This is a genomic window from Microbispora sp. H10885, assembly GCF_014161415.1.
Classification (GTDB): Bacteria; Actinomycetota; Actinomycetes; order Streptosporangiales; family Streptosporangiaceae; genus Microbispora; species Microbispora triticiradicis.
Map to the genome: position 1 here is coordinate 220,150 of NZ_JABBWY010000007.1, position 20,120 is coordinate 240,269.

General features: G+C 73.1%; 13 protein-coding genes. 10 read left to right on the plus strand and 3 right to left on the minus strand.

Annotation, left to right across the window (positions count from 1 at the left end; translation table 11 throughout):
* Positions 1–30 precede the first annotated feature (30 nt).
* Positions 31–1,395 carry an FAD-binding oxidoreductase gene (locus tag HHX37_RS20010; protein WP_182886367.1) on the minus strand — a complete coding sequence of 455 codons (1,365 nt, stop codon included), beginning with the start codon at positions 1,393–1,395 and terminating at the stop codon, positions 31–33.
* Positions 1,396–1,613: 218 nt separating this feature from the next.
* On the opposite strand from HHX37_RS20010, the gene HHX37_RS20015 reads away from it, so the two are divergent.
* The 9 genes from HHX37_RS20015 to holA all read left to right on the plus strand — a co-directional run bounded on the left by HHX37_RS20015 (position 1,614) and on the right by holA (position 16,447).
* Positions 1,614–4,988, plus strand: a complete 3,375-nt coding sequence (locus HHX37_RS20015) for an AfsR/SARP family transcriptional regulator (protein WP_182886368.1) — start codon at positions 1,614–1,616, stop codon at positions 4,986–4,988.
* A 102-nt stretch (positions 4,989–5,090) separates the two neighbouring features.
* The gene (gene hflX / locus HHX37_RS20020) at positions 5,091–6,494 is read left to right on the plus strand and encodes a GTPase HflX (RefSeq protein WP_259406599.1); all 1,404 of its coding nucleotides are present in this window, start codon (positions 5,091–5,093) and stop codon (positions 6,492–6,494) included.
* A 497-nt stretch (positions 6,495–6,991) separates the two neighbouring features.
* On the plus strand, positions 6,992–8,200 hold the full coding sequence (gene hutI, locus HHX37_RS20025; RefSeq protein WP_111697217.1) for an imidazolonepropionase: 1,209 nt from the start codon (positions 6,992–6,994) through the stop codon (positions 8,198–8,200).
* Positions 8,201–8,569: 369 nt separating this feature from the next.
* Complete coding sequence (locus HHX37_RS20030; RefSeq protein ID WP_182879326.1) at positions 8,570–9,364, plus strand: MOSC domain-containing protein; 795 nt, start codon at positions 8,570–8,572, stop codon at positions 9,362–9,364.
* Positions 9,365–9,392: 28 nt separating this feature from the next.
* The gene (locus HHX37_RS20035) at positions 9,393–10,247 is read left to right on the plus strand and encodes a DegV family protein (RefSeq protein WP_182879325.1); all 855 of its coding nucleotides are present in this window, start codon (positions 9,393–9,395) and stop codon (positions 10,245–10,247) included.
* Positions 10,248–10,417: 170 nt separating this feature from the next.
* Positions 10,418–11,746 (plus strand): ComEA family DNA-binding protein, encoded by a 1,329-nt coding sequence (locus HHX37_RS35790; RefSeq protein ID WP_220502988.1) that lies wholly within the window; start codon positions 10,418–10,420, stop codon positions 11,744–11,746.
* A gap of 326 nt (positions 11,747–12,072) precedes the next feature.
* On the plus strand, positions 12,073–14,625 hold the full coding sequence (locus HHX37_RS20045) for a ComEC/Rec2 family competence protein (RefSeq protein ID WP_310740453.1): 2,553 nt from the start codon (positions 12,073–12,075) through the stop codon (positions 14,623–14,625).
* 312 nt (positions 14,626–14,937) lie between these two features.
* Positions 14,938–15,228, plus strand: coding sequence for a hypothetical protein (locus HHX37_RS20050; protein ID WP_182879324.1), 291 nt, complete (start codon positions 14,938–14,940; stop codon positions 15,226–15,228).
* Between the two features lie 253 nt (positions 15,229–15,481).
* Entirely contained in the window at positions 15,482–16,447 is a 966-nt protein-coding gene (holA, locus tag HHX37_RS20055; protein WP_220502989.1) for a DNA polymerase III subunit delta, read from the plus strand.
* Positions 16,448–16,594: 147 nt separating this feature from the next.
* Here holA and rpsT read toward each other — a convergent pair whose 3' ends face one another.
* Both rpsT and HHX37_RS20065 read right to left on the minus strand, forming a co-directional pair.
* A complete protein-coding gene (gene rpsT, locus HHX37_RS20060) occupies positions 16,595–16,867 on the minus strand; it encodes a 30S ribosomal protein S20 (protein WP_111697213.1) in 273 nt (90 codons plus the stop codon).
* Between the two features lie 138 nt (positions 16,868–17,005).
* Complete coding sequence (locus HHX37_RS20065) at positions 17,006–18,085, minus strand: glycosyl hydrolase family 18 protein (protein WP_182879322.1); 1,080 nt, start codon at positions 18,083–18,085, stop codon at positions 17,006–17,008.
* A 142-nt stretch (positions 18,086–18,227) separates the two neighbouring features.
* Here HHX37_RS20065 and lepA point away from each other — a divergent pair, with 142 nt between their 5' ends.
* Positions 18,228–20,051, plus strand: a complete 1,824-nt coding sequence (gene lepA, locus HHX37_RS20070; RefSeq protein ID WP_182874749.1) for a translation elongation factor 4 — start codon at positions 18,228–18,230, stop codon at positions 20,049–20,051.
* Positions 20,052–20,120 lie beyond the last annotated feature (69 nt).

Here is a 20,120-nt window from a genome sequence, read left to right on the forward strand (position 1 = left end):
TCACCCGGGCCGTCGTCACCCGGGCCGTCGTCATCCGAGGACCGGGTGGTTACCGGCGAGCACGCCGTCCGGGTCGCGGCGGCGCTTGATCTCGCGCAGCCGGGCCAGGATCTCGGCGGGGAAGGCGGACGCGGCCGGCTCGCCGTGGCCGAGGAAGGTGAAGGGCCTGCGGCCGCTCGCGGCCCCCGCCACCGCCGCGGCGATCGCCGACTGCCGTTCGCGGATCGCCTCCTCCATGCCGGGCGCTGCCAGCACGCCGAGCGCGCTCAGCAGGTACGGCTCCGCGATGTGGCCGCAGGCCCCGCCCTTCTCGTCTACCCGGGCGAGCGCCCCGCCGAGGTGGCGGATCTGCACGGAGGCGAGCGGCGCGACGGTGCCGGGCCCGGCGGCGGCCAGCATCGCCGCCGCGGTGGCGTCGTCGAGCCCGTGGAGCAGTTCCGAGCGCAGCAGCGCGGGCGTGGGATCGGTCGGCTCCGCGCAGATGTCCGCGAGGTTCGCCACCGGCATCCGGCCGCGCGTGTCGAAGATCGGATCGGGAATCCGGTCGAACCGGCGCAGCAGGGCGCGCGCCTGGTCCGGGTCGCCGAGATAGGTGACGTCGACTGTCACGGCCGACAGGCCGCGCAGCGGCTCGGGCAGCTCGGGCAGCGGCGGGAACTGCAGCAGGTGGAACCAGACGGTCAGCTCCTCCGGCGCCTCCGCCGTGACGGCGCGGAAGGCGGCCAGCACCTCCGCGGCCCGTCTGGCCGGCCACAGGATCCGCCCGCCGTACAGCACGGGCGCCGGGTGTAGGTCGAACTCCATCGCGGTCACCACCGCGAAGTCGCCGCCACCGCCGCGCAGGGCCCAGAACAGCTCCGGGTCGCTGCCGGCCGTGACGGTCGTCTGCTCGCCGGAGGCGTCCACGACCTCGAACGCGCGCACGCTGTCGGCGGCGAAGCCGTACCTGCGCCCGAACCAGCTCAGGCCGCCGCCCAGGGTGAAGCCGGTGGCGCTGACGACCCCTGTGCTGCCCGCCAGCGGCGTCAGACCGTGCTCTCCGGCCGCGGTGAGCACCTCGCCCCACGAGACGCCGGCCTCCACCCGCGCCACCCGCTCCCCGGGCCGTACGGTGAGCCCCCGCAGGTTCCCCGTACGCAGCAGGATCGCGTCGTCAAAGGCGGCGGGGGCGTGCCCGTTCGGCTGGGTGGCGACGCGCAGCCCGGCGAGCCCCGCGTAACCGACCACGGCCGCGACGTCCTGGGCGTCCCGCGCCTCGACCACCGCCGCGACCCGCTGGTCGACGGCCAGGTCCCAGGGGCGGCGGGCGCCGTCGAAGCCCTCGTCGCCGCGCGTCAGCACCCGCCCGAGCACCACCCGGCGGAGATCGGCGCCGAGCGCCTCGATCTGGTTCATGTCTTCCCCTCCACGTCGTGGGTTCCTCCTGCGGAACCACCGTGCGGAACCACCGTGGGACACGGGGATTGGGGCGGGGATGAGCGCCGCTTGAAGACCGTCCAAGTCGCTCTCAAGTGCCACGCCCGACATTGCGGAAATGGAGCGTTCCGGTTGGGCTTGTCGCGGCTCTACGCTTACATCCGGCGATCAGGGGAGAGCGATCGGAGCACGTGGCCATGAACTCGCTGTCCTTCCGGCTGCTGGGCCCCTTCGAGGTGATCGACGGTGACGGCCGCGTCCTCGACCTCGGCCCGCGCAAGCAGCGGGCGGTGCTCGCCGTCCTCGCCCTGGACCCCGGCAGGATCGTCTCCCTCGACCGGCTGATCGACGAGCTGTGGGCCGGCGAGCCGCCCTCCAGCGCCACCGCGACGCTGCAGTCGTACGTCTCGAACCTGCGCAAGGCGCTGGAGCCGGGACGCCGGCCGCGCACGCCCCCGGCCGTGCTGCTCACCCGCGAGCCCGGCTACCTGCTGTCGGTCGCGCCGATCCAGGTCGACCTCGCGCGCTTCGTCTCCTGGGTGGAGGACGGCCGCAGGGCGCTCGGCCGGCGCGAGCACGCCGCCGCGCTCGGCCTGCTCGACCGGGCGCTGGAGACGTGGCGGGGCGAGCCGCTCGCCGAGTTCGCGTCCTACGAGTTCGCCCAGCCGGTCATCGCGCGCCTGGGCGAGCTGCGGGCGGTGGCGGTCGAGGACCGGTTCGACGCCCGGCTCGCCATGGGCGACGGCGCGTCCTGCGTGGCCGACCTGGAGCGGCTGGTTGAGGCGTACCCGTACCGCGAGCGGCTGTGGAGCCTGCTCGTCCTCGCCCTCTACCGGTCGGGCCGGCAGACCGACGCGCTCGGCGCGCTGCGCCGGGTGCGCGCCCTGCTCGACGAGGAGATGGGCCTGCTGCCCGGCCCGGAGCTGCGGCGGCTTGAGCAGGCCGTGCTGGAGCAGTCGGCGGCCCTGGACGCGCCCGCGCCCCCGGAGACGGCCCTCACCGCGCCCGCACCCCGGGAGGCGGCCCTCACCGCGCCCGCGCCCCAGCAGGCCCCCGAGCCGCCGCACGCGGCGTCGCCGGCGGCGTCGTCGGCGTTCATCGCCCGCGAGCAGGAGCTCGCCCGTCTCGGCGAGCGGCTCGGCGGCGTACGGCGGGGCCGCGGCGGCGTGCTGCTGGTGACCGGTGAGGCGGGGATCGGCAAGACCAGGCTCGCCCAGCTCGCCGCCGAGGAGGCCGAGGCGCGCGGCGTCGCGGTCGTCTGGGGCCGTTGCGTGGAGGCCGAGGCCGCCCCGCCGTTCTGGCCGTGGCTGCAGGCGCTGCGCGAGCTGGGGGAGCGGGGCCGGGCCGCGGCGCGGCTCCTCGCGGGCGAGGGCGCCGACGCCCCGGCCGACCCCGAGGCCGCGCTCTTCGAGCTGTACGAGGGGGTGCTGGCCGCACTGGCGCGGTCCGGCACGCCGACGCTGGTGGTGCTGGACGACCTCCACGCGGCGGACGCGGCCTCGCTGCGGCTGCTCGGCTTCCTCGCCGCCGAGCTGCACCGCAGGCCCGTACTGGTGCTGGCCACCGTACGGCCGGAGCCGGGCAGGGAGCCCGAGCGGCTGCGTGACGCGCTCGCCGCCCTCACCCGCGAGCCCGGCGCAGAACGCCTCACCCTCAGGCCGTTCACCGCCGAGGACGTCGCGGCGTTCCTGCGGCGGCACGACCTGACCGACCCCGCGCTCGCCGGCCTGCTCTACCGGCGCACCGGCGGCAACCCCTTCTACCTCGGGGAGCTGCTGCGGCTGCTCGGCAGCGAGCACCGGCTCGACGCCGCCTCGCTGGGCGTGCCGGAAGGCGTCATGGAGGTCATCGGGCGGAGGGTCGCGCGGCTGCCCGGGCCCACCACGGAACTGCTGCGCCGCGCCGCCGTCCTGGGCCGCGACGTCAGCCTCGACGTGCTGGAGGCGCTGACGCGGACCCCCGCGGAAGAGGTGATGTCGCTGCTGGAGCCCGCCGTCGCCGTCGGCATCCTGGCCGAGGCGCCGGACGGCTTCGACTACCGCTTCTCGCACGCGCTGGTGCGCGACGCGCTCTACGCCGGGCTCGGCCGTCTCGACAAGGCCCGGCTCCACCTGCACGTGGCGGAGGCCCTGGAGTCCCTGCCGATGACGCTCCCCGGCGGCGACGGGACGGCGCGCCTGCCCGTCCTCGCCCACCACTTCGCCATGGCGGCGCGCGTCGGCGGGGCCGACAAGGCCGTCGGCTACGCCGCCCGGGCGGCCAGGCAGGCCACCGCGCAGCGGGCGTACGACGAGGCGGTGGAGCTGTGGGAGAAGGCGCTGCTCGCCCTCGGCAGGCGCGACCCGGCCCGGCGGTGCCGCCTGCTGATCGAGCTCGGCCGGTCGCTGCGGGTGATCGGGGACGTCGCGCGGGCCCGGGCGGTGCTGGAGGAGGCCATCGCGCTGGCGGAGGACACCGGCGACCGGGAGGCCCTGGTGGAGGCCGTGGCGGTGTTCGGCACCCTCAGCGTCTGGAACTGGCGGTCGTACGGCGTGGTCGACGACCACACGGTCGCCCTGCTCGAAAAGCTGCTGGCGGGCCCGCTGGACGACGCCCGCCGGGCCGCGCTGCTCGGCACCCTCGGCATCGAGCTCAACTACGGGCCGCGCCGGGCGGAGGGCGAGGCGATGGTGGTGGAGGCCCTGGAGATCGCCCGGAGGACGGGCGACTCCGCCCTGCTCCTCCAGGTGCTCAACAACTACATGATCGCGTCCTGGGTGCCGGAGCGGGAGGACGAGCGCCGCCGCGCCGCCGAGGAGATGCTCGCGGTGCCCGGCCTGCCCGCCACGGCCGAGATCGTGGCCCGGGTGCACCGGATGGCGTGCCTGTTCAGGGCGGGCGAGCTGGCCGAGTGGGACCGCGATCTGGCCCGCGCCGAGCATCTGCTGCAGGAGGTCAGGAGCGCCGAGCTGACGGCGATGGTGCGCATCGCCCAGGCGGCGCGGCTGACCCTGGAGGGCCGCTGGGACGAGGTCGAGCGCATCGCCGGTGAACTCGGCGAGGTCTTCGGCGACAGCAGCATGTGGGGCCTCGGCAACGTGCGGCCGACCATGCTCTACACCTGCCGGCGGGGACAGGGCAGGGTCGCCGAGATCCTCGACGAGATCGTCACGGCGGCGGCGCAGCCGCACAACGACCCGCTGCGTCCCATAGCCGTGCTCGCCGCGCTCGACGTGGGAGACCGCGAGCTGGCCGCGAGCCTGGTCGCCCGATGGGGCACCGGAATCCCCGACGACTGGTCGGGGGAGTTCGTCGCCGTCGTCTGGTCGTACGTCACGGCCCAGCTCGGCGTCCCCGATCCCTCGGGGCTCTACGAAAGGCTCGCGCCGTACGGAGACCGGCTGGCCCTGCACGGCAGTGGCACGGCCGGCTGGGGCTCCATCCACCAGGCGCTGGCGCTGCTGGCGGAGGCGACGGGCGACCGGGAACGGGCCCTGGACCACGCGCGCCGGGCCCACGAGACCCACGTCCGCCTGGGACTGGACTACTGGGCCGGGCAGAGCGCGCGACTCCTGGACCGGCTCCGGGCATAAGGGAGTGCGTCACTCCGGGACCTCGTGTCACCATCGACAGAAGACGCCCGTGCGGGAAGGCATCGGGGCGTCCGACTGTTCTGTCTAGTAGAGATGACATATATGCGATACGAGCCCGAAGACCTCGCCGTGGGTGACTACGACCTGGAAGAGCGCCAGGCGCTGCGCCGCGTAGTGGGTCTGTCGACAGAGCTCGAAGACATCACCGAAGTCGAATACCGCCAGCTCCGGCTGGAGCGCGTCGTGCTGGTGGGCGTCTGGGCCGGCGGCACGGCCGCGGACGCGGAGAACTCGCTGCAGGAGCTGAAGCTCCTCGCCGAGACCGCCGGATCGCAGGTGCTGGAGGGTCTGATCCAGCGCCGTGACCGGCCCGACCCCGCCACCTACATCGGTTCCGGCAAGGCGGTCGAGCTGCGTGACATCGTGGCCGCCAGCGGGGCCGACACCGTGATCTGCGACGGCGAGCTGACCCCCGGCCAGCTCCGCCAGCTCGAAGAGGTCGTCAAGGTCAAGGTCATCGACCGGACCGCGCTGATCCTCGACATCTTCGCGCAGCACGCCAAGAGCCGGGAGGGCAAGGCCCAGGTCGAGCTGGCGCAGCTGCAGTACCTGCTGCCGCGCCTGCGCGGCTGGGGCGGCAACCTGTCACGTCAGGTCGGCGGCCGGGCCGCCGGCGGCGTCGGCATCGGCGGCCGCGGCCCCGGTGAGACCAAGATCGAGCTGGACCGGCGGCGGATCCGCGAGCGCATGGCCAAGCTGCGGCGGCAGATCAAGGAGATGTCCACCGCCCGGCAGACCATGCGGCACCGCAGGCAGGCCCGCGAGGTGCCCGGGGTGGCGATCGCCGGATACACCAACGCCGGCAAGTCGTCGCTGCTCAACCGGCTGACCGGCGCGGGGGTGCTGGTCGAGGACGCGCTGTTCGCGACCCTCGACCCCACCGTGCGGAGGGCCCGCACGCCCGAGGGCCGGCTGTTCACGCTGGCCGACACCGTCGGGTTCGTACGGCACCTGCCCCACCAGCTCGTCGAGGCGTTCCGCTCGACGCTGGAGGAGGTGGCCGACGCCGACCTGATCCTGCACGTGGTGGACGGATCGCACCCCGACCCCGAGTCGCAGATCGCCGCCGTCCGCGAGGTGCTGGCGGAGATCGAGGGCGCGCGGGACATCCCGGAGATCATCGTCGTCAACAAGGCCGACGCCGCGGACCCGGTCGTGCTGACCCGGCTGACCATGAAGGAACGGCACAGCATCGTCGTCTCCGCCCGGACCGGGGCCGGGATCGGCGAGCTGATGGCGATGATCGAGCGCGAGCTTCCCCGCCTCGACCACGAGGTCAGGATGCTGGTGCCGTACGACAGGGGCGATCTCGTCGCGCGGGCGCACAGTGAGGGCGAGGTGCTGTCGCTGGAGCACACCGGCGACGGCACGATCCTGCACGCGCGGGTCTTCGCCGACCTGTACGCGGAGCTCGACAGGGTGGCGAAGCCCGTCGAAACCGTCTGATCCGGTCCGGACCGCTCTGGTCCGGACCGTCTGATCCGCTGGATCCGCGCCCTTCCCGACGGGCCGCCTCGGCGTGTCGGTGGCCCGTCAAGGCACGCCCTTGGTATGATAAGGAAAGCCCAATGGGACCTTATGGCGTGGGTGGAATATGTCTCCAGGCAGCGTGGTCACCCTTCCGCAGACGCTCGCGGACACCGGGTCGGAGCTGGGCGTCCGAACCTCGCCGCGGCGCGTGAAACAACTGGTAAGTCTCGGTGCTGGCGAGGCTGACGTGGGTTCTTGTCGATAACCCTGTACATCGAACCCACCCGTGAAATAACGTAACTGAACTGAATCGCCCGGGTTCGACACCCCGGCGGTAGGGTCATCGCACAACAACCCCGTGCGCGATGAGGCAGGAGACCCCCAATGACGTCCGAATACGAAGCGGACACGGCGGGCCCGGAGCCCACCGGCTGGGGCCGCTCGACGTCCAGGGGTGACCGGCAGGTGGTCGGATGACCGTTCGCCTTCTCACCAACATCGGCCGGCTGTGGACCGGGCACGACGTGTGCAGCAACGCCGCGATCCTGGTGCACAACGACCGCATCGCCTGGGTGGGCCGCGCCGCGGACCTCCCGCAGAGCGTCCCGGGGGTCGTCGACGACATCGTCGACGTCGACCACGTGGAGAACCTCGGCGGAGCGCTCGTCACGCCCGGCCTCATCGACGCGCACACCCATCCCGTGTACGCCGGCAACCGGTACGCCGAGATGGCGATGCGCTCTGGTGGCTCCAGCTCCTCGGCCATCGCGGCGGCGGGCGGCGGCATCGGCTCGACCGTCACGGTGACCCGCGGCACCGACCCCTGGACCCTCTGCAACGGCGTGCGGGAGCGGCTGCGCGAGTGGCTGCTCAGCGGCACCACCACCGTCGAGGCCAAGACCGGCTACCACCTGACCCGCGACGGCGAACTCGCCGACGTGCGGCTCCTGCGCGAGCTCGAGAAAGAGCCGATGATGCCGCGGGTCCACGTCACGTTCCTGGCCGCCCACGTGGTGCCGCCCGAATACTTCGGCCGCCAGCGCGACTACGTCGAGGCGGTCGCCTCCTGGTGCGCGGACGCCGCCGGAGCCGGGGCCGACAGCGTCGACGTCTACTGCGACGACGGCCACTTCACCGCCGAGGAGGCCCGCTGGGTGCTGGCCTCCGGCCGCAACGTCGGGCTCCTGCCGCGCGTCCACGCCGGCGCGTACAACCGCCGCGGCGCCGTCCAGCTCGCTGCCGAGATGGGCTGCGCGTCCGCCGACCTGCTCCACCACGCGTCCGACGAGGACATCGCCCTCATGGCGAGGTACGGCGTGCCCGCGGTCGTCTGCCCGGGTGCGGCGCTCCAGGTGGGGCATCTCCCGCCGGTGCGCCGGATGCTGGCCCAGGGCGTGCCCGTGGCGCTCGGCAGCGACCACAACCCCGGCCACTGCGGCATCACCTCCATGTCCCTGGTGATCAGCCTGGCCGTGGCGGCGTTCGGGATGAGCGTCGGTGACGCGCTGCGGGCGGCCACGCTGGGCGGCGCCCAGGTTCTCGGCGCGCCGGACCGCGGCATCCTCGCCCCCGGCCGTCTCGCCGACATCGTGCAGTGGGACGCCGACCACGAGGGCGCCTTCGCCTGGTCGTTCGGCCTGAAGCCGCGGCGCGTCTGGCGGGGCGGCGTCCCCGTACAGTGAGCCCTGCGCACTGAGTTCTGTGCGTTGAGTTCTGCGCGCGTAGCGTCCTGCGCATTGAGCCCTGTGCGTTAAGTTCTGTGCATTGAGTTCTGTGCATTGAGTTTCGCGCGGTAAGGCCCGGGCTGCGGGCGGCGCCGGCGCGCCCGGCCCGGCCGGGGAGGCGCTGCGCCACCGGCACGCCGAGTCCTCCGGCGGCGCCCGCCATGAGAGTTTCACGGAAAGCGGTTCCCGGGCTGCCGGCGGACGGTCCCCGCCGTCACGTCGAAGAGCACGGGAAACGCACATTTCAAAGGGGTCGAAGACCTCATTCCGGCACCCCGTGGACACGCTCCCGTACCCCAAGAGAGCGCTTTCTTCTATCCTTGTCCAATGGAACTCGCCGAGATCCGCACCTACCCCATCAAGTCCGGCAAAGGCATTCCCCGCCTCTCTGCCAAGGTCTTGCCCTGGGGTCTGGAAGGCGACCGCCGCTGGGGTGTGGTCGACCCGATGGGCGAACTGATCTGGGTGGGCGAGCACCCCCGGCTCCTCTCGGTCTCAGCCGTGGAGACACCCGAAGGCGGCCTCCACCTGTCGGCGAAGGACATGGGCGAACTCAAGGTTCCCCCGGCCGCCGGCGACACGATCTCGCTGAGCTGCTCCACCCTCGACCGAGCCGTGCTCGCCCACGCCGACGCCCACGAATGGTTCACCCGCCTGCTCGGCCAGCCCGCCCGCCTCGTCTGGCTGGACGAACCCGAACGCCGGACCCTCGCCGCACACACCGGCGGCCTCTGGGACGGGCCCCTCCATCTCGTCTCCAGGAGTTCGCTCCGGCGCCTGGACGACTGGATCGCCGAAGGCGCGATGGAACGCCAGGAGCCTCCCCCGGACCCCCTCGACGTCGCCCGCTTCCGGCCCAACCTCATCGTCGAGGGCGCGGAACCCTTCGCGGAGGACGCCTGGACGTCGGTCCGCATCGGCGAGATCGACTGCCGCGTCTCGGTGCTGTGCGACCGCTGCGCCGCCACCACCTGGGACCCGACCACTCAGGAGCGCGGCAAGGAGCCCCTGCGCACCCTGGCCAAACACCGCCGCTGGGACGGAAACACCTGGTTCGGCGTCCGCCTGGTGCCCACGAATCTCGGCGAGTTGCGAGTAGGAGACGAAGTCCGGCCAGGCTAGGGCGATCACCGCCGGGTAATCTCGCGATATGTCACCATCCGTCGCGGTCGTCACAGACTCCACGGCGTATCTCGGCGCAGAGGCGACCGGCAGATGGAACGTGACCGTCGTACCGGTTCAGGTGATCCTCGGGGATCACGAGATCGACGACGTGACCCCGTTCGACGCCGGGCTTCTCGCGCACGCCCTGCAGGGCCGCTCGCCGATCGTCACCTCCCGCCCGTCTCCCGAGCGGTTCGCCGAGGCGTACGAGCGGGCGGCCGCCGCAGGCGCCACCGAGATCGTCTCCGTCCATCTGTCCGGTGCGCTGTCCGGCACCGTCGACTCCGCCCGCCTCGCCGCCCGGGAGGCGCCCGTACCGGTCCAGGTGGTCGACAGCCGGTCGATCGCGATGGGACTGGGGTTCGCGGTTCTCGCCGCCGCCCGGGCGGCCGGAGCGGGAGCCCTCGCCGCCGAGGTTGCCGCGGTGGCGAGTGGCAGGGCCGCCGCCTCCGAGACGGTCTTCTACGTCGACACACTCGAATACCTCCGTCGTGGTGGACGCATCGGCCGCGTGGCCAACCTCCTGGGCTCGGCGTTGTCGATCAAGCCGCTGCTGCGTCTCGCCGACGGCGAGATCACCGTGCTGGAGAAGGTCCGCACCGCGAGCCGCGCCCTCGCCCGCCTGGAGGACCTGGTTGTGGAGGAGGCCGGCGAACGGCCGGTCGACGTCGCGGTGCAGCACCTGATGGCGGCCGAGCGGGCCGAGGCGCTCATGAAGGGCCTGACAGCGCGGCTGCCCAGGTTGGTACGGATGTGGGTGGTCGAGATCGGGCCGGTCCTCGGCGCCCACACCGGGCCCGGAGTGCTCGGCGTCACCATCGCCCCCGGCGTCGCGGACTGATCCACGCCGTACGCGGGGTCGCGCCGCCCTCTCACGCCGCGTGTCCGTAGCGCTGGGGCGCCGCGTCGCGTGGGCGGCGCTTTTCGCAGTGCCCGGGCGGGTCCGATGGTTGTCCACAGAACCGCGTTCGGGATCCGCCAGGCGTACGCCGCGTGTCTACCGTCCATGGCGTGCTGAGCAAGGAGTTCCGCGGAGCCGTACGCGATGTCGCGGTCGGTGAGTCCCGCCTGCGTGGGCTGCTGCGACCGGCGGATCCGGTCCCGCCGTCCGCGCGCCTGCGATCGGTGCCGTCCCCGCCCGGCCCGCCGCCGTCGTTCGGCGTCCCCTACCCGGCGGAGAAAGCCCGCGGGTGGAATCACCGGGATCACCGAGGGACGGTCGCGCGGCCGGAGGAGAACGGCGAGCCGTCCGGGGAGTCCGCGCCCTACAAGGGGCCGCCGTCGCCGCCCGCGGCAGGGCCCGCCGAAGCGCGGCCCCGCACGATGTCCGGCCGGGCTGACCAGAGGGCGCCGGGCCAGGAGACGCTGGAGCGGACGACGTCCGGCCGGGCCCTTCGCAGAGCCGACCATGAGGTGCCGGGCCAGGAGACGCTGGAGCGGATGATGTCCGGCCGGGCCCATGGTGGAGCTGACCACGAGGTGCCGGACCCGGAGGAACCGGAGCGGACGGCGTCCGGGCAAGCGCCGTACCGAGTCGGCCGAGGGATGCCCGTCCTGGAGGCCCTGGAGCGGACGTCGCTGAGCCGGACTCTGGCGCGGTTGGACCCGGGGGTGCCGGGCCTGCGGGTGCTGGTGGCCATCGGTCTGCTCGCCGCGGTCGTCACCGGGATCGTTGTGTGGCGGTCGCGGGCGGTGGCCGAACCCGTCGCCCCGCCGATCCCGGCCGCCGGCCTGGAGTCCGGCCCCGGCGCCCGTTCAGCGGCGCTCTCCCGCCCGGGAACGGGTCCAGGTGCGGGTCCCGATCCGGATCGGGGTCCGGACCGGACGAAGGCCGGTGACCCGGGCGCGTCGGCCTACACACCCGGGACGGGCGGAGTCGGCGGTCCGTCGTCCGGCCCGGCGACGCGGGCCGTGGTCTACGTCACGGGCAGGGTCCGCAGGCCGGGGGTCTTCGTCCTTCCGCCCGGCGCGCGGGTGGCGGATGCGATCGAGGCCGCGGGGGGCGTCCGCAAGGGAGCGAGCCCGGGTGGCGTCAACCTCGCCCGGCATGTGGTGGACGGCGAGCAGATCACCGTAGGGGGCCCCGCCCCGTCCGGTGCTGCGGCCGGTCCGGGCGCCCCGCCGGAAGGGGCGGCGATGCCGGGAGGCGTCGTCGTCAACCTCAACACCGCCACCGCCGGGCAACTCGACGCGCTGCCCGGGGTCGGGGGCGTGATCGCGCAACGCATCGTCGACTACCGGGACGCCCGTGGGGGTTTCCAGAGCGTCGACCAGTTGAAGGACGTCCCCGGCATCGGGGAGCGGAAGTTCGCCGAGCTCCGCGACAAGGTCACCGTCTGATGCCCGCCGAGCCTCCTCGCCGACTCACTGCCGCGCGTTCGGCCGTCGCAGACCAGGCACCCTCCGCGCGGCGCCCCAGAGCATCGCCCTCGGGTGACCGCCGGTCCGCTGGTGGCGGCGCGGGTGAGCCCCGCCCGCTCGGGGCCGAAGCCGGCGGTCGCGCCAACCGCGGCCCGGTAGGTCCAGGTCCGGCCCGCACGGCCACGCCGGGTGCGGGCGGGGCAGACGCGGGTCTGGCAGGTGCGAGTCGGGCAGGCGTGGGCCTGGTAGGTGCGGGTGAGGCGCGCACGGATTCGGTGGGTGCGGGTCCGGTGGGTGCGGGTCCGGTGGCTCTGGTGGCTCCGGCGCTGGCCTCGTGGCTCGCGGCGGTCGTGCTGCTGACCTGCCCGGTCGTCATCGGGGTGGCGGTGGCGCTGACCGCCGCCGTCGCGGCCGCCGTCCTCGGGACGACGGCGTCCCGGCGACGACGGCGGGCGGAAGGGCCTGGCACCGCCGCGCGGGCCGGGCTCGCCGTGCTCGCGTCCGTGGCGGTGACCGCGACCGTGGTGGCGTTCAGGGTGCACGGGGTGACGACCGGGCCGGTGCCGGATCTGGCCCGGCGTGAGGCGGCGGTCTCCGTGGAGGCGGAGATCACCGAAGACCCGCGCATCCGGCCGCACCCGGGTGGCGTGACCCGCCGCGACACGGCCGTGGTGCGGGCGAGGCTCCTGCTCGTGTCGGCCCTTCGGGAGCGGTACGCCGTGGACGTCCCCGTCGTGCTGCTGGGTCCCGCCGCCGGATGGCGCGCACTGCTGCCGAGCCAGCGGGTCCGGCTACGCGGAAGGCTGAGCCCGGCGCGACCGGGCGAGCCGGTCGCCGCGGTGCTGCTCGTCCGCGGGCCGCCCGAACCGATCGGCGTCCCGTCCGTCGTGCAGCGTGCGGCCGAGGTGCCGCGCGCGGGACTGCGCGAGGCGAGCGACGTGCTGCCGGAGGATCAGCGCGGCCTGCTGCCGGGACTGGTCGTCGGCGATGTGTCCCGCATGGACGAGGATGTGCGCCTCGACATGACGACCTCGGGTCTCAGCCACCTGACCGCGGTGTCCGGGACCAATCTGGCCATCGTGGCGGGCGCGGTGCTCGCACTGAGCCGCCTCGCCGGGCTGCCCCTCGCCGTCCGGGCGGTCGTCGCCGTCATCGCGATGATCGCCTTCTCGATCGTGGCCAGGCCGTCGCCCAGCGTCCTGCGTGCCCTCGTCATGGGGATGGTCGCCGCCGTCGCCCTCGGCACAGGCCGCACGAGGGACGGTCTGGCCGCCCTGTCCGCCACCGTGCTCGGGCTGCTGGTGTTCGATCCCGGGCTGGCCCGTGAGTGGGGGTTCGCGCTGTCGGTCGTCGCCACAGGCGGCATCCTCGTCCTCGCGCCGCGCTGGCGGGATCGTCTGGTGCGCCGCATGCCCCATATGCCCCGGCTGCTCGCCGAGGCGCTGGCCGTGACGGTCGCGGCGCAGGTGGTGGTCACGCCGCTGCTGGTGCTGATGTCCGGGCGGCTCGACCTGGCCGCGGTCCCGGCCAACCTGCTCGCCGAACCCGCCGTCGCCCCGGCGACCGTGCTGGGGTTCGCCGCCGCGGTGACCGCCCCGATCAGCATGGACCTGGCCCGGCTGCTGGTGCGTCCGGCCGGATGGGCCGTCGGCTGGATCATCGCCGTGGCGCGGCGGGCCGCCGACCTTCCCTTCGCCACCGCCGAGTGGCCGGGGGGAGCCCCGGGCCTGGCCGCGCTGGCGGCGGTGGCCCTGGTGGGCTGGGCCGTCCTCCGGGGCCGCGCGCGAAGGCGCTTCGCGGCCGCGCTCGCGGCGGGGGCGCTGCTCACCGCTCTCGTGGCCGTGCCGGTGGTCTCGCCGTGGCCGCCGCCCGGATGGTTGCTCGTCGCCTGCGACGTGGGGCAGGGAGACGCCCTGGTGCTGGCCGCCGGTCCCGGCCGGGCGGTGGTGGTGGACGCGGGACCGGCACCCGGCCTCGCCAACCGCTGCCTGCGTGCCCTCGGCGTGCGGCAGGTGCCGCTCGTCGTCCTCACGCATCCGCACCTCGACCATGTCGGCGGGCTCCCGGGCGTGCTGCGGGGCCGGGCGGTCGGCGCGGTGGTGGTCAGCCCGGGCCGGGTGCCCGAAGGGGAGGCGGGCCGGGTCTCCCGGCAACTCCAGGCGGCCGGGATCCCGGAGTGGCGGGCCGTGCGCGGCATGCGGTGGCGGTTCGGGCCCACCGAGATCACCGTGCTGGCGCCGGAGCCCGGCACCGCGCCCCAGGGCACCGGAGAGGGCTCCATCGCCAACAACGCCAGCGTCGTGCTGCTAGTGCGCTGGTCAGGCCCGCCGCGAACGGCCACAGCCCACACGGTCAGAGAGCCCGAGGGCCCCTCGGGGGAGCCAGGAGCCTTGGTCACCCCTGCGACGGAGGGGGCACAGGAAGGCGCGGTGCAGGTAGGTGAGGCACAGGAAGGCGGGGCACAGGAAGGCGCGGTACAGGCAGGCGGCGCACGGGAGGTCCAGGGCGCATCGGGGGTGCGAGGGGACCAGGGAGCGCCCCTGGGCGCGGCTCTGCTCGCCGGGGATCTGGAGACGGAGGCGCAGGAGGCCCTGCTGCGCAGTGGCGTCCCCCGGGTGGACGTGCTGAAGGTGCCCCACCACGGATCGTCCAGGCAGGCGCCGGCGTTCCTCGCCGCCACGGGTGCCCGGGCCGCCCTCGTCAGCGTCGGCGCGGTCAACGACTACGGGCACCCCGCCCAGGTGACGCTCCGCCGCCTGCGCGGCCTCGGCATGCGCCCCTATCGCACGGACCTGTCGGGAGACATCGCGGTCGTCGCCGACCACGGTCGTCTCGCCGTGGTCGTACGCGGCAGATGACCCCACCTGCCGGCTGGACATCGGCTGTGCCGCGGCGGCCTTCGACGCCGCTCTTTGATCCGCGCTTGCTTTCCTGCCCGGTGTCCTTGGGACGAGTGCGGGGATGGTGCCGGTGTGCGCTCGCCTGTCGGGGAGCGGGCGCGCACTCCAGGCATGGCCCCGGCGGCGGAACCCGGAGAGCACCGGCCCGTTCCGCCTGCCGATGAGGACGTGCCGTTCCTCCCCTGACCAAGACAGACGGAACCGAGCAGCCTCGCCAGAGCGACCTTAACGGAGAGTGACCAAGTGACGACACCGGTCAAGAGGATCACGATGTCCAAGCCATTCTGCGCCCTCGCCGGCGTGGGCCCCTACGCCATCGCCAAAGCCAACGAGGTCTACGAGGACATGGCTCTTCGCGGCCGCAGGCTCGTCGGCAGGATGACGAGGGAGGCCGCGCAGGAGTTCCAGGAGACCGCGCACGAGCTGGAGGACCTCTCCAGGACAGCTCGCCGGACGCAGGAGATGGAGGAGCGGGAGAAGGCCAGGGAGACCGCCGCCCAGACGCCGGCCCAGACCCCGGCCGGCCAGGCCCGGAGTCGCACCGCGGCCACCCGGGGCTAGCATCGAGCGTCTCGGCGGGCGGACCCGGCCATGCCGGCGGTGACGCCGATGGGGGGCTTCCGGTGACGGCCGCGGCGGGGCGCTCGTCGCCCGGCCGCCCGGCTCGCTCCCATCGGGCGTGAGCCGGACGGCCGATGCGGGGCCGCGACGAGCGCGCCGGGCGCCGGGTGTGCCCCCCAGACGGCGGATGGCGCGGCGAACGCGCCGGGCGCCGGGTGTGCCGGCGCCGGGCCGGCGTGGCATGCTGCGTGCCATGGCGAACGCAGCACCCGTGACCCTGGTCGTCGGCGACGAGGAGTTCCTGGCCGATCGGGCGGTCCGGGCCGTCGTGGCGGCGGTCCGCGCCGAGGACCCGGGGGCGGAGGTGCACGACCTCCAGGGGGGCAAGGTGGAGCCCGGGGAGCTGACCGGGCTCACCTCGCCCTCGCTGTTCGGCGACAGGTCGGTCATCGTGATCCGCGCCGCGCAGGACCTGCCCAAGGACGTCGTCGCCGAGGTGGTGAAGTACACCGCGCGCCCGGCCGACGAGGCGGTGCTGGTGCTGGCCCATCCCGGCGGGGTCAAGGGAAAGGCGCTGGTCGACGGGGTGAAGAAGGCGGGCGCCGACGTCGTGACCGTGGCCAAGCCGACCAAGGCGGGGGAGCGGCTCGACTTCATCAAGGCCGAGGTCCGCAGGGAGGGCCGTACGATCTCGCCGGCCGCCGCGCAGGCGCTGCTCGACGCGGTGGGCAGCGACCTGAGGGAGCTCTCGGCGGCCTGCGGCCAGCTCGCGTTCGACACGCAGGGCAAGAACATCGACGAGGCGGCGGTCGCGAAGTACTACCGGGGGCGGGCCGAGGTCAGCGGTTTCACGATCGCGGATCTGGCCGTGGAAGGCCGGTTGGGTGAGGCGCTGGAGCAGGTCCGCTGGGCCCTGGCGACGGGCGTGGCTCCGGTGCTGATCGTCAGCGCCCTGGCGGGGGGCCTGCGCTCGCTCGCCAAGGTGGGAGGCGCGCCCCGCAACCTCCGCGGCGGCCAGCTCGCGAGTCACGTGGGCATGCCGCCGTGGAAGATCGACCGGGTGAAGCGCCAGCTCGGCGGCTGGGGCCCTGACGGAATCTCCGCCGCCCTCCAGGCGGTCGCCGTCGCGGACGAGCAGGTCAAGGGTGGCGGCGCCGACCCGGGGTACGCGCTGGAGAAGGCCATCCACACGATCGTCGCCAGCCGCACCGCCCGCTGACGCACTCGCGGGCAGAGCCGATCGAGCGACCCCCGCCCCAGCGCGACGCCGACGTCACCGCGTACAGAGGGCAGGGGGCGGGCACCGGAAACGCGAAAACGCCGCATCTTCCGATCAGGGAAGATGCGGCGTGCGCTCGGTGCGGAACTACTTGGCGCCCTGCAGAGCCGCGGCGCGCTTGGCGATCGCGGACTTGCGGTTGGCGGCCTGGTTCTTGTGAATCACGCCCTTGCTGACGGCCTTGTCGAGCTGCCGGGACGCGGCCTGGAGCGCGACGAGGGCGTCGTCCACGTTGCCCTGGTCGGCAGCCTCGCGGAACTTGCGGACCGCGGTCTTCAGGGACGACTTGACGGCCTTGTTGCGCAGCCGGCGCTTCTCGTTCTGCCGGTTCCGCTTGATCTGGGACTTGATGTTCGCCACGAAGAAAGCCTCAGTGTTAAGTCTTGGTCGGATGGGGCGCGCGGGCTCGTGAGAGGGCGCGCCACACGCAGTTGGACAGGATACCAACAGCCCGGGCCGTCGCTCAAATCCGCGACGACGGGCCGCCCTGTGTTCATGCTATCGCGGCACGACGGCCGTGGTCCGCACATCGGCCCGCCCGAGCGACTCGGCGGATCCTCCTCCGGCTCCTCCGCGCACCCAGGCGGTCTCGTACTCCCTCCAGTCCTCCTCCGTGGCCGCGAAGTCGACGTACAGGGCCAGGCCGAACTCGGTGCGCGGCCCGTGCTCGCCGAGCGCCAGCCGGGCGCCCTCGGCCGCTGCCTCGACGCTCTCGGCGTAGTCGAGGTACGCGATGCCGTGGTCGTGGTAGGCCGGAGCCCCGATGAGGAGGGTCTTGTCCTCGGGCACGAGATCGAGGGCGAGCGAGGTCTGCCGTGCGACGTAGCCGCCGTACAGGGACGGCAGGGGCGTCCCGGAGTCATACGTCATGATCGCGACTTGGTCGGTCAGGCCGACGACCTGCCGGAAGTAGTCCGGCGTCCAGTACTTGTCGTGTCCGATCGCCAGGGCGGTGGGGGCGCGCATGCCGGTCAGCGGCTCGATCTGCTGGGTGGCGACCGACAGGAGCCGGGCGCCGATGGCCTGCCGCGTCTCCCGCAGCACGCCGAGGAACGGCCCGTCCCCGTCGGAGACCGGTTCGAAGTCGTAGTGGATCCCGTCGAAGCCGAGGGTGACAAGGTCACGGGCGCCCGCCACGATCCGGGCCCGCGCCGCCGCGTCGGCCAGGCTCAGGTGGGCCTTCCCGTTGTCGTTGACCGTCTGGCCGAGCCAGGCCGACACCCGGACACCGGGCAGATTCTTGCGCCACCATTTCAGGAAATTTCCGGCGTTGGCGTAGCGGTCGGGCGGCAGGGTCCCGTCGTACTTGAACGGCCCGCTGTGGACGTACACGTCCCTGATCCCGCTCGCGCGCAGCCGTACGGCGAGGGCCCGGACGTCGGCCTCCGTACGGCGGCCGTCCACCCAGGCGTGGCCCATCCACAGGGCGTCGTGCCCGGTGGTCCGCGTCCAGGCGGCGGGTGTCCCGGCGAACTGGACGCGCAGCGCGGCCGCCGCCGCGAGGCCGAGCGCGAGCGGAACGGCCGCGACGAGGGCGGTCCAGCGGAGAACGCGTCTGATGGTCCGTCTGGTGGTCAAGGCAAGCACCCGGACATGCCACCATGGAGGGTGGCTGGTCCGCCAGCCGAGAGAGGGCCCGCCGAGCGCGAGGCGAGGGCGGCCCGATCGACCAGCAGTCACTCGAAACCTGTATGACCACACCCTGTTGAAACGGACTCCGGTGCGCACTCAGCCTGGCCAGACCGACCCCGCGTTGATCCGCAACTTCTGCATCATCGCGCACATCGACCATGGCAAGTCGACACTCGCCGACCGCATGCTGCAGCTCACCGGCGTCGTGGACGACAGGTCGATGCGTGCGCAGTACCTCGACCGCATGGACATCGAGCGGGAGCGGGGCATCACGATCAAGTCGCAGGCCGTGCGGCTGCCCTGGAACGGCCATGTCCTCAACATGATCGACACACCGGGACACGTCGACTTCACCTACGAGGTGTCGCGCTCGCTGGAGGCGTGCGAGGGCGCGATCCTGCTCGTGGACGCGGCACAGGGCATCGAGGCCCAGACGCTGGCCAACCTCTACCTGGCCATGAACGCCGACCTGCACATCATCCCGGTGCTCAACAAGATCGACCTGCCCGCCGCGCAGCCCGACAAGTACGCCGAGGAGATCGCGGGCCTCATCGGCTGCGACCCCGGCGACGTGATGCGCGTGTCCGGCAAGACCGGTGCGGGCGTCAAGGAGCTGCTCGACCACGTCGTGGAGCACGTCCCGGCGCCCGTCGGCAACCCGGACGTCCCCGCCCGCGCGCTGATCTTCGACTCCGTGTACGACACCTACCGGGGTGTGGTGACGTACGTCAGGGTGGTGGACGGGCACCTGTCCAAGCGTGAGCGTGTGCTGATGATGTCGACGGTCGCCCAGCACGAGCTGCTGGAGATCGGCGTCATCTCGCCGGAGCCCATGCCGTCCGACCGGGGCCTCGGCGTCGGCGAGGTGGGCTACCTGATCACCGGCGTGAAGGACGTGCGCCAGTCGCGGGTCGGCGACACGGTCACCAACGCGCTCAAGCCCGCCGCGGAGGCGCTGGGCGGCTACGAGCATCCCAAGCCGATGGTCTACTCGGGGCTCTATCCGATCGACGGCGACGACTATCCCGAGCTGCGCGAGGCCCTCGACAAGCTGCGGCTGAACGACGCCGCGCTCGTGTACGAGCCGGAGACCTCGGCGGCGCTCGGCTTCGGCTTCCGCTGCGGCTTCCTCGGCCTGCTGCACATGGAGATCGTGCGGGAACGGCTGGAGCGCGAGTTCAACCTGTCGCTGATCTCGACCTCGCCCAACGTCATCTACCGGGTGATCATGGAGGACGGCAACGAGCACGTCGTCACCAACCCCTCGGAGTTCCCGGCCGGCAAGATCGGCGAGATCTACGAGCCGGTGGTGAAGGCCACGGTGCTCGCGCCGGCCGAGTTCATCGGCGCGATCATGGAGCTGTGCCAGGGCCGCCGCGGGCAGCTCCAGGGCATGGACTACCTCTCGGAGGACCGGGTCGAGATCCGCTACACGCTGCCGCTCGGTGAGATCATCTTCGACTTCTTCGACCAGCTCAAGTCGAAGACCCGGGGGTACGCCTCGCTCGACTACGAGCCGTCGGGCGAGCAGGCGGCCGACCTGGTCAAGGTGGACATCCTGCTCCAGGGCGAGACCGTCGACGCGTTCAGCGCCATCGTCCACCGCGACAAGGCGTACGCCTACGGCGTGGAAATGGCCAAGAAGCTCAAGGAGCTGATCCCGAGGCAGCAGTTCGAGGTCCCGATCCAGGCCGCCATCGGCGCCCGCGTCATCGCCCGCGAGAACATCCGCGCGATCCGCAAGGACGTCCTCGCCAAGTGCTACGGCGGTGACATCAGCCGGAAGCGCAAGCTGCTGGAGAAGCAGAAGGAGGGCAAGAAGCGGATGAAGATGGTCGGCCGCGTGGAGGTCCCCCAGGAGGCCTTCGTCGCCGCCCTCTCCTCCGAGGCCCCGGACAAGACCAAGAAGTAACTCCCTGTCTGGTTTCATGACAACTTAATGGGATCGCGCGGAAACATGACCATCCGTTAACGTTTGGCC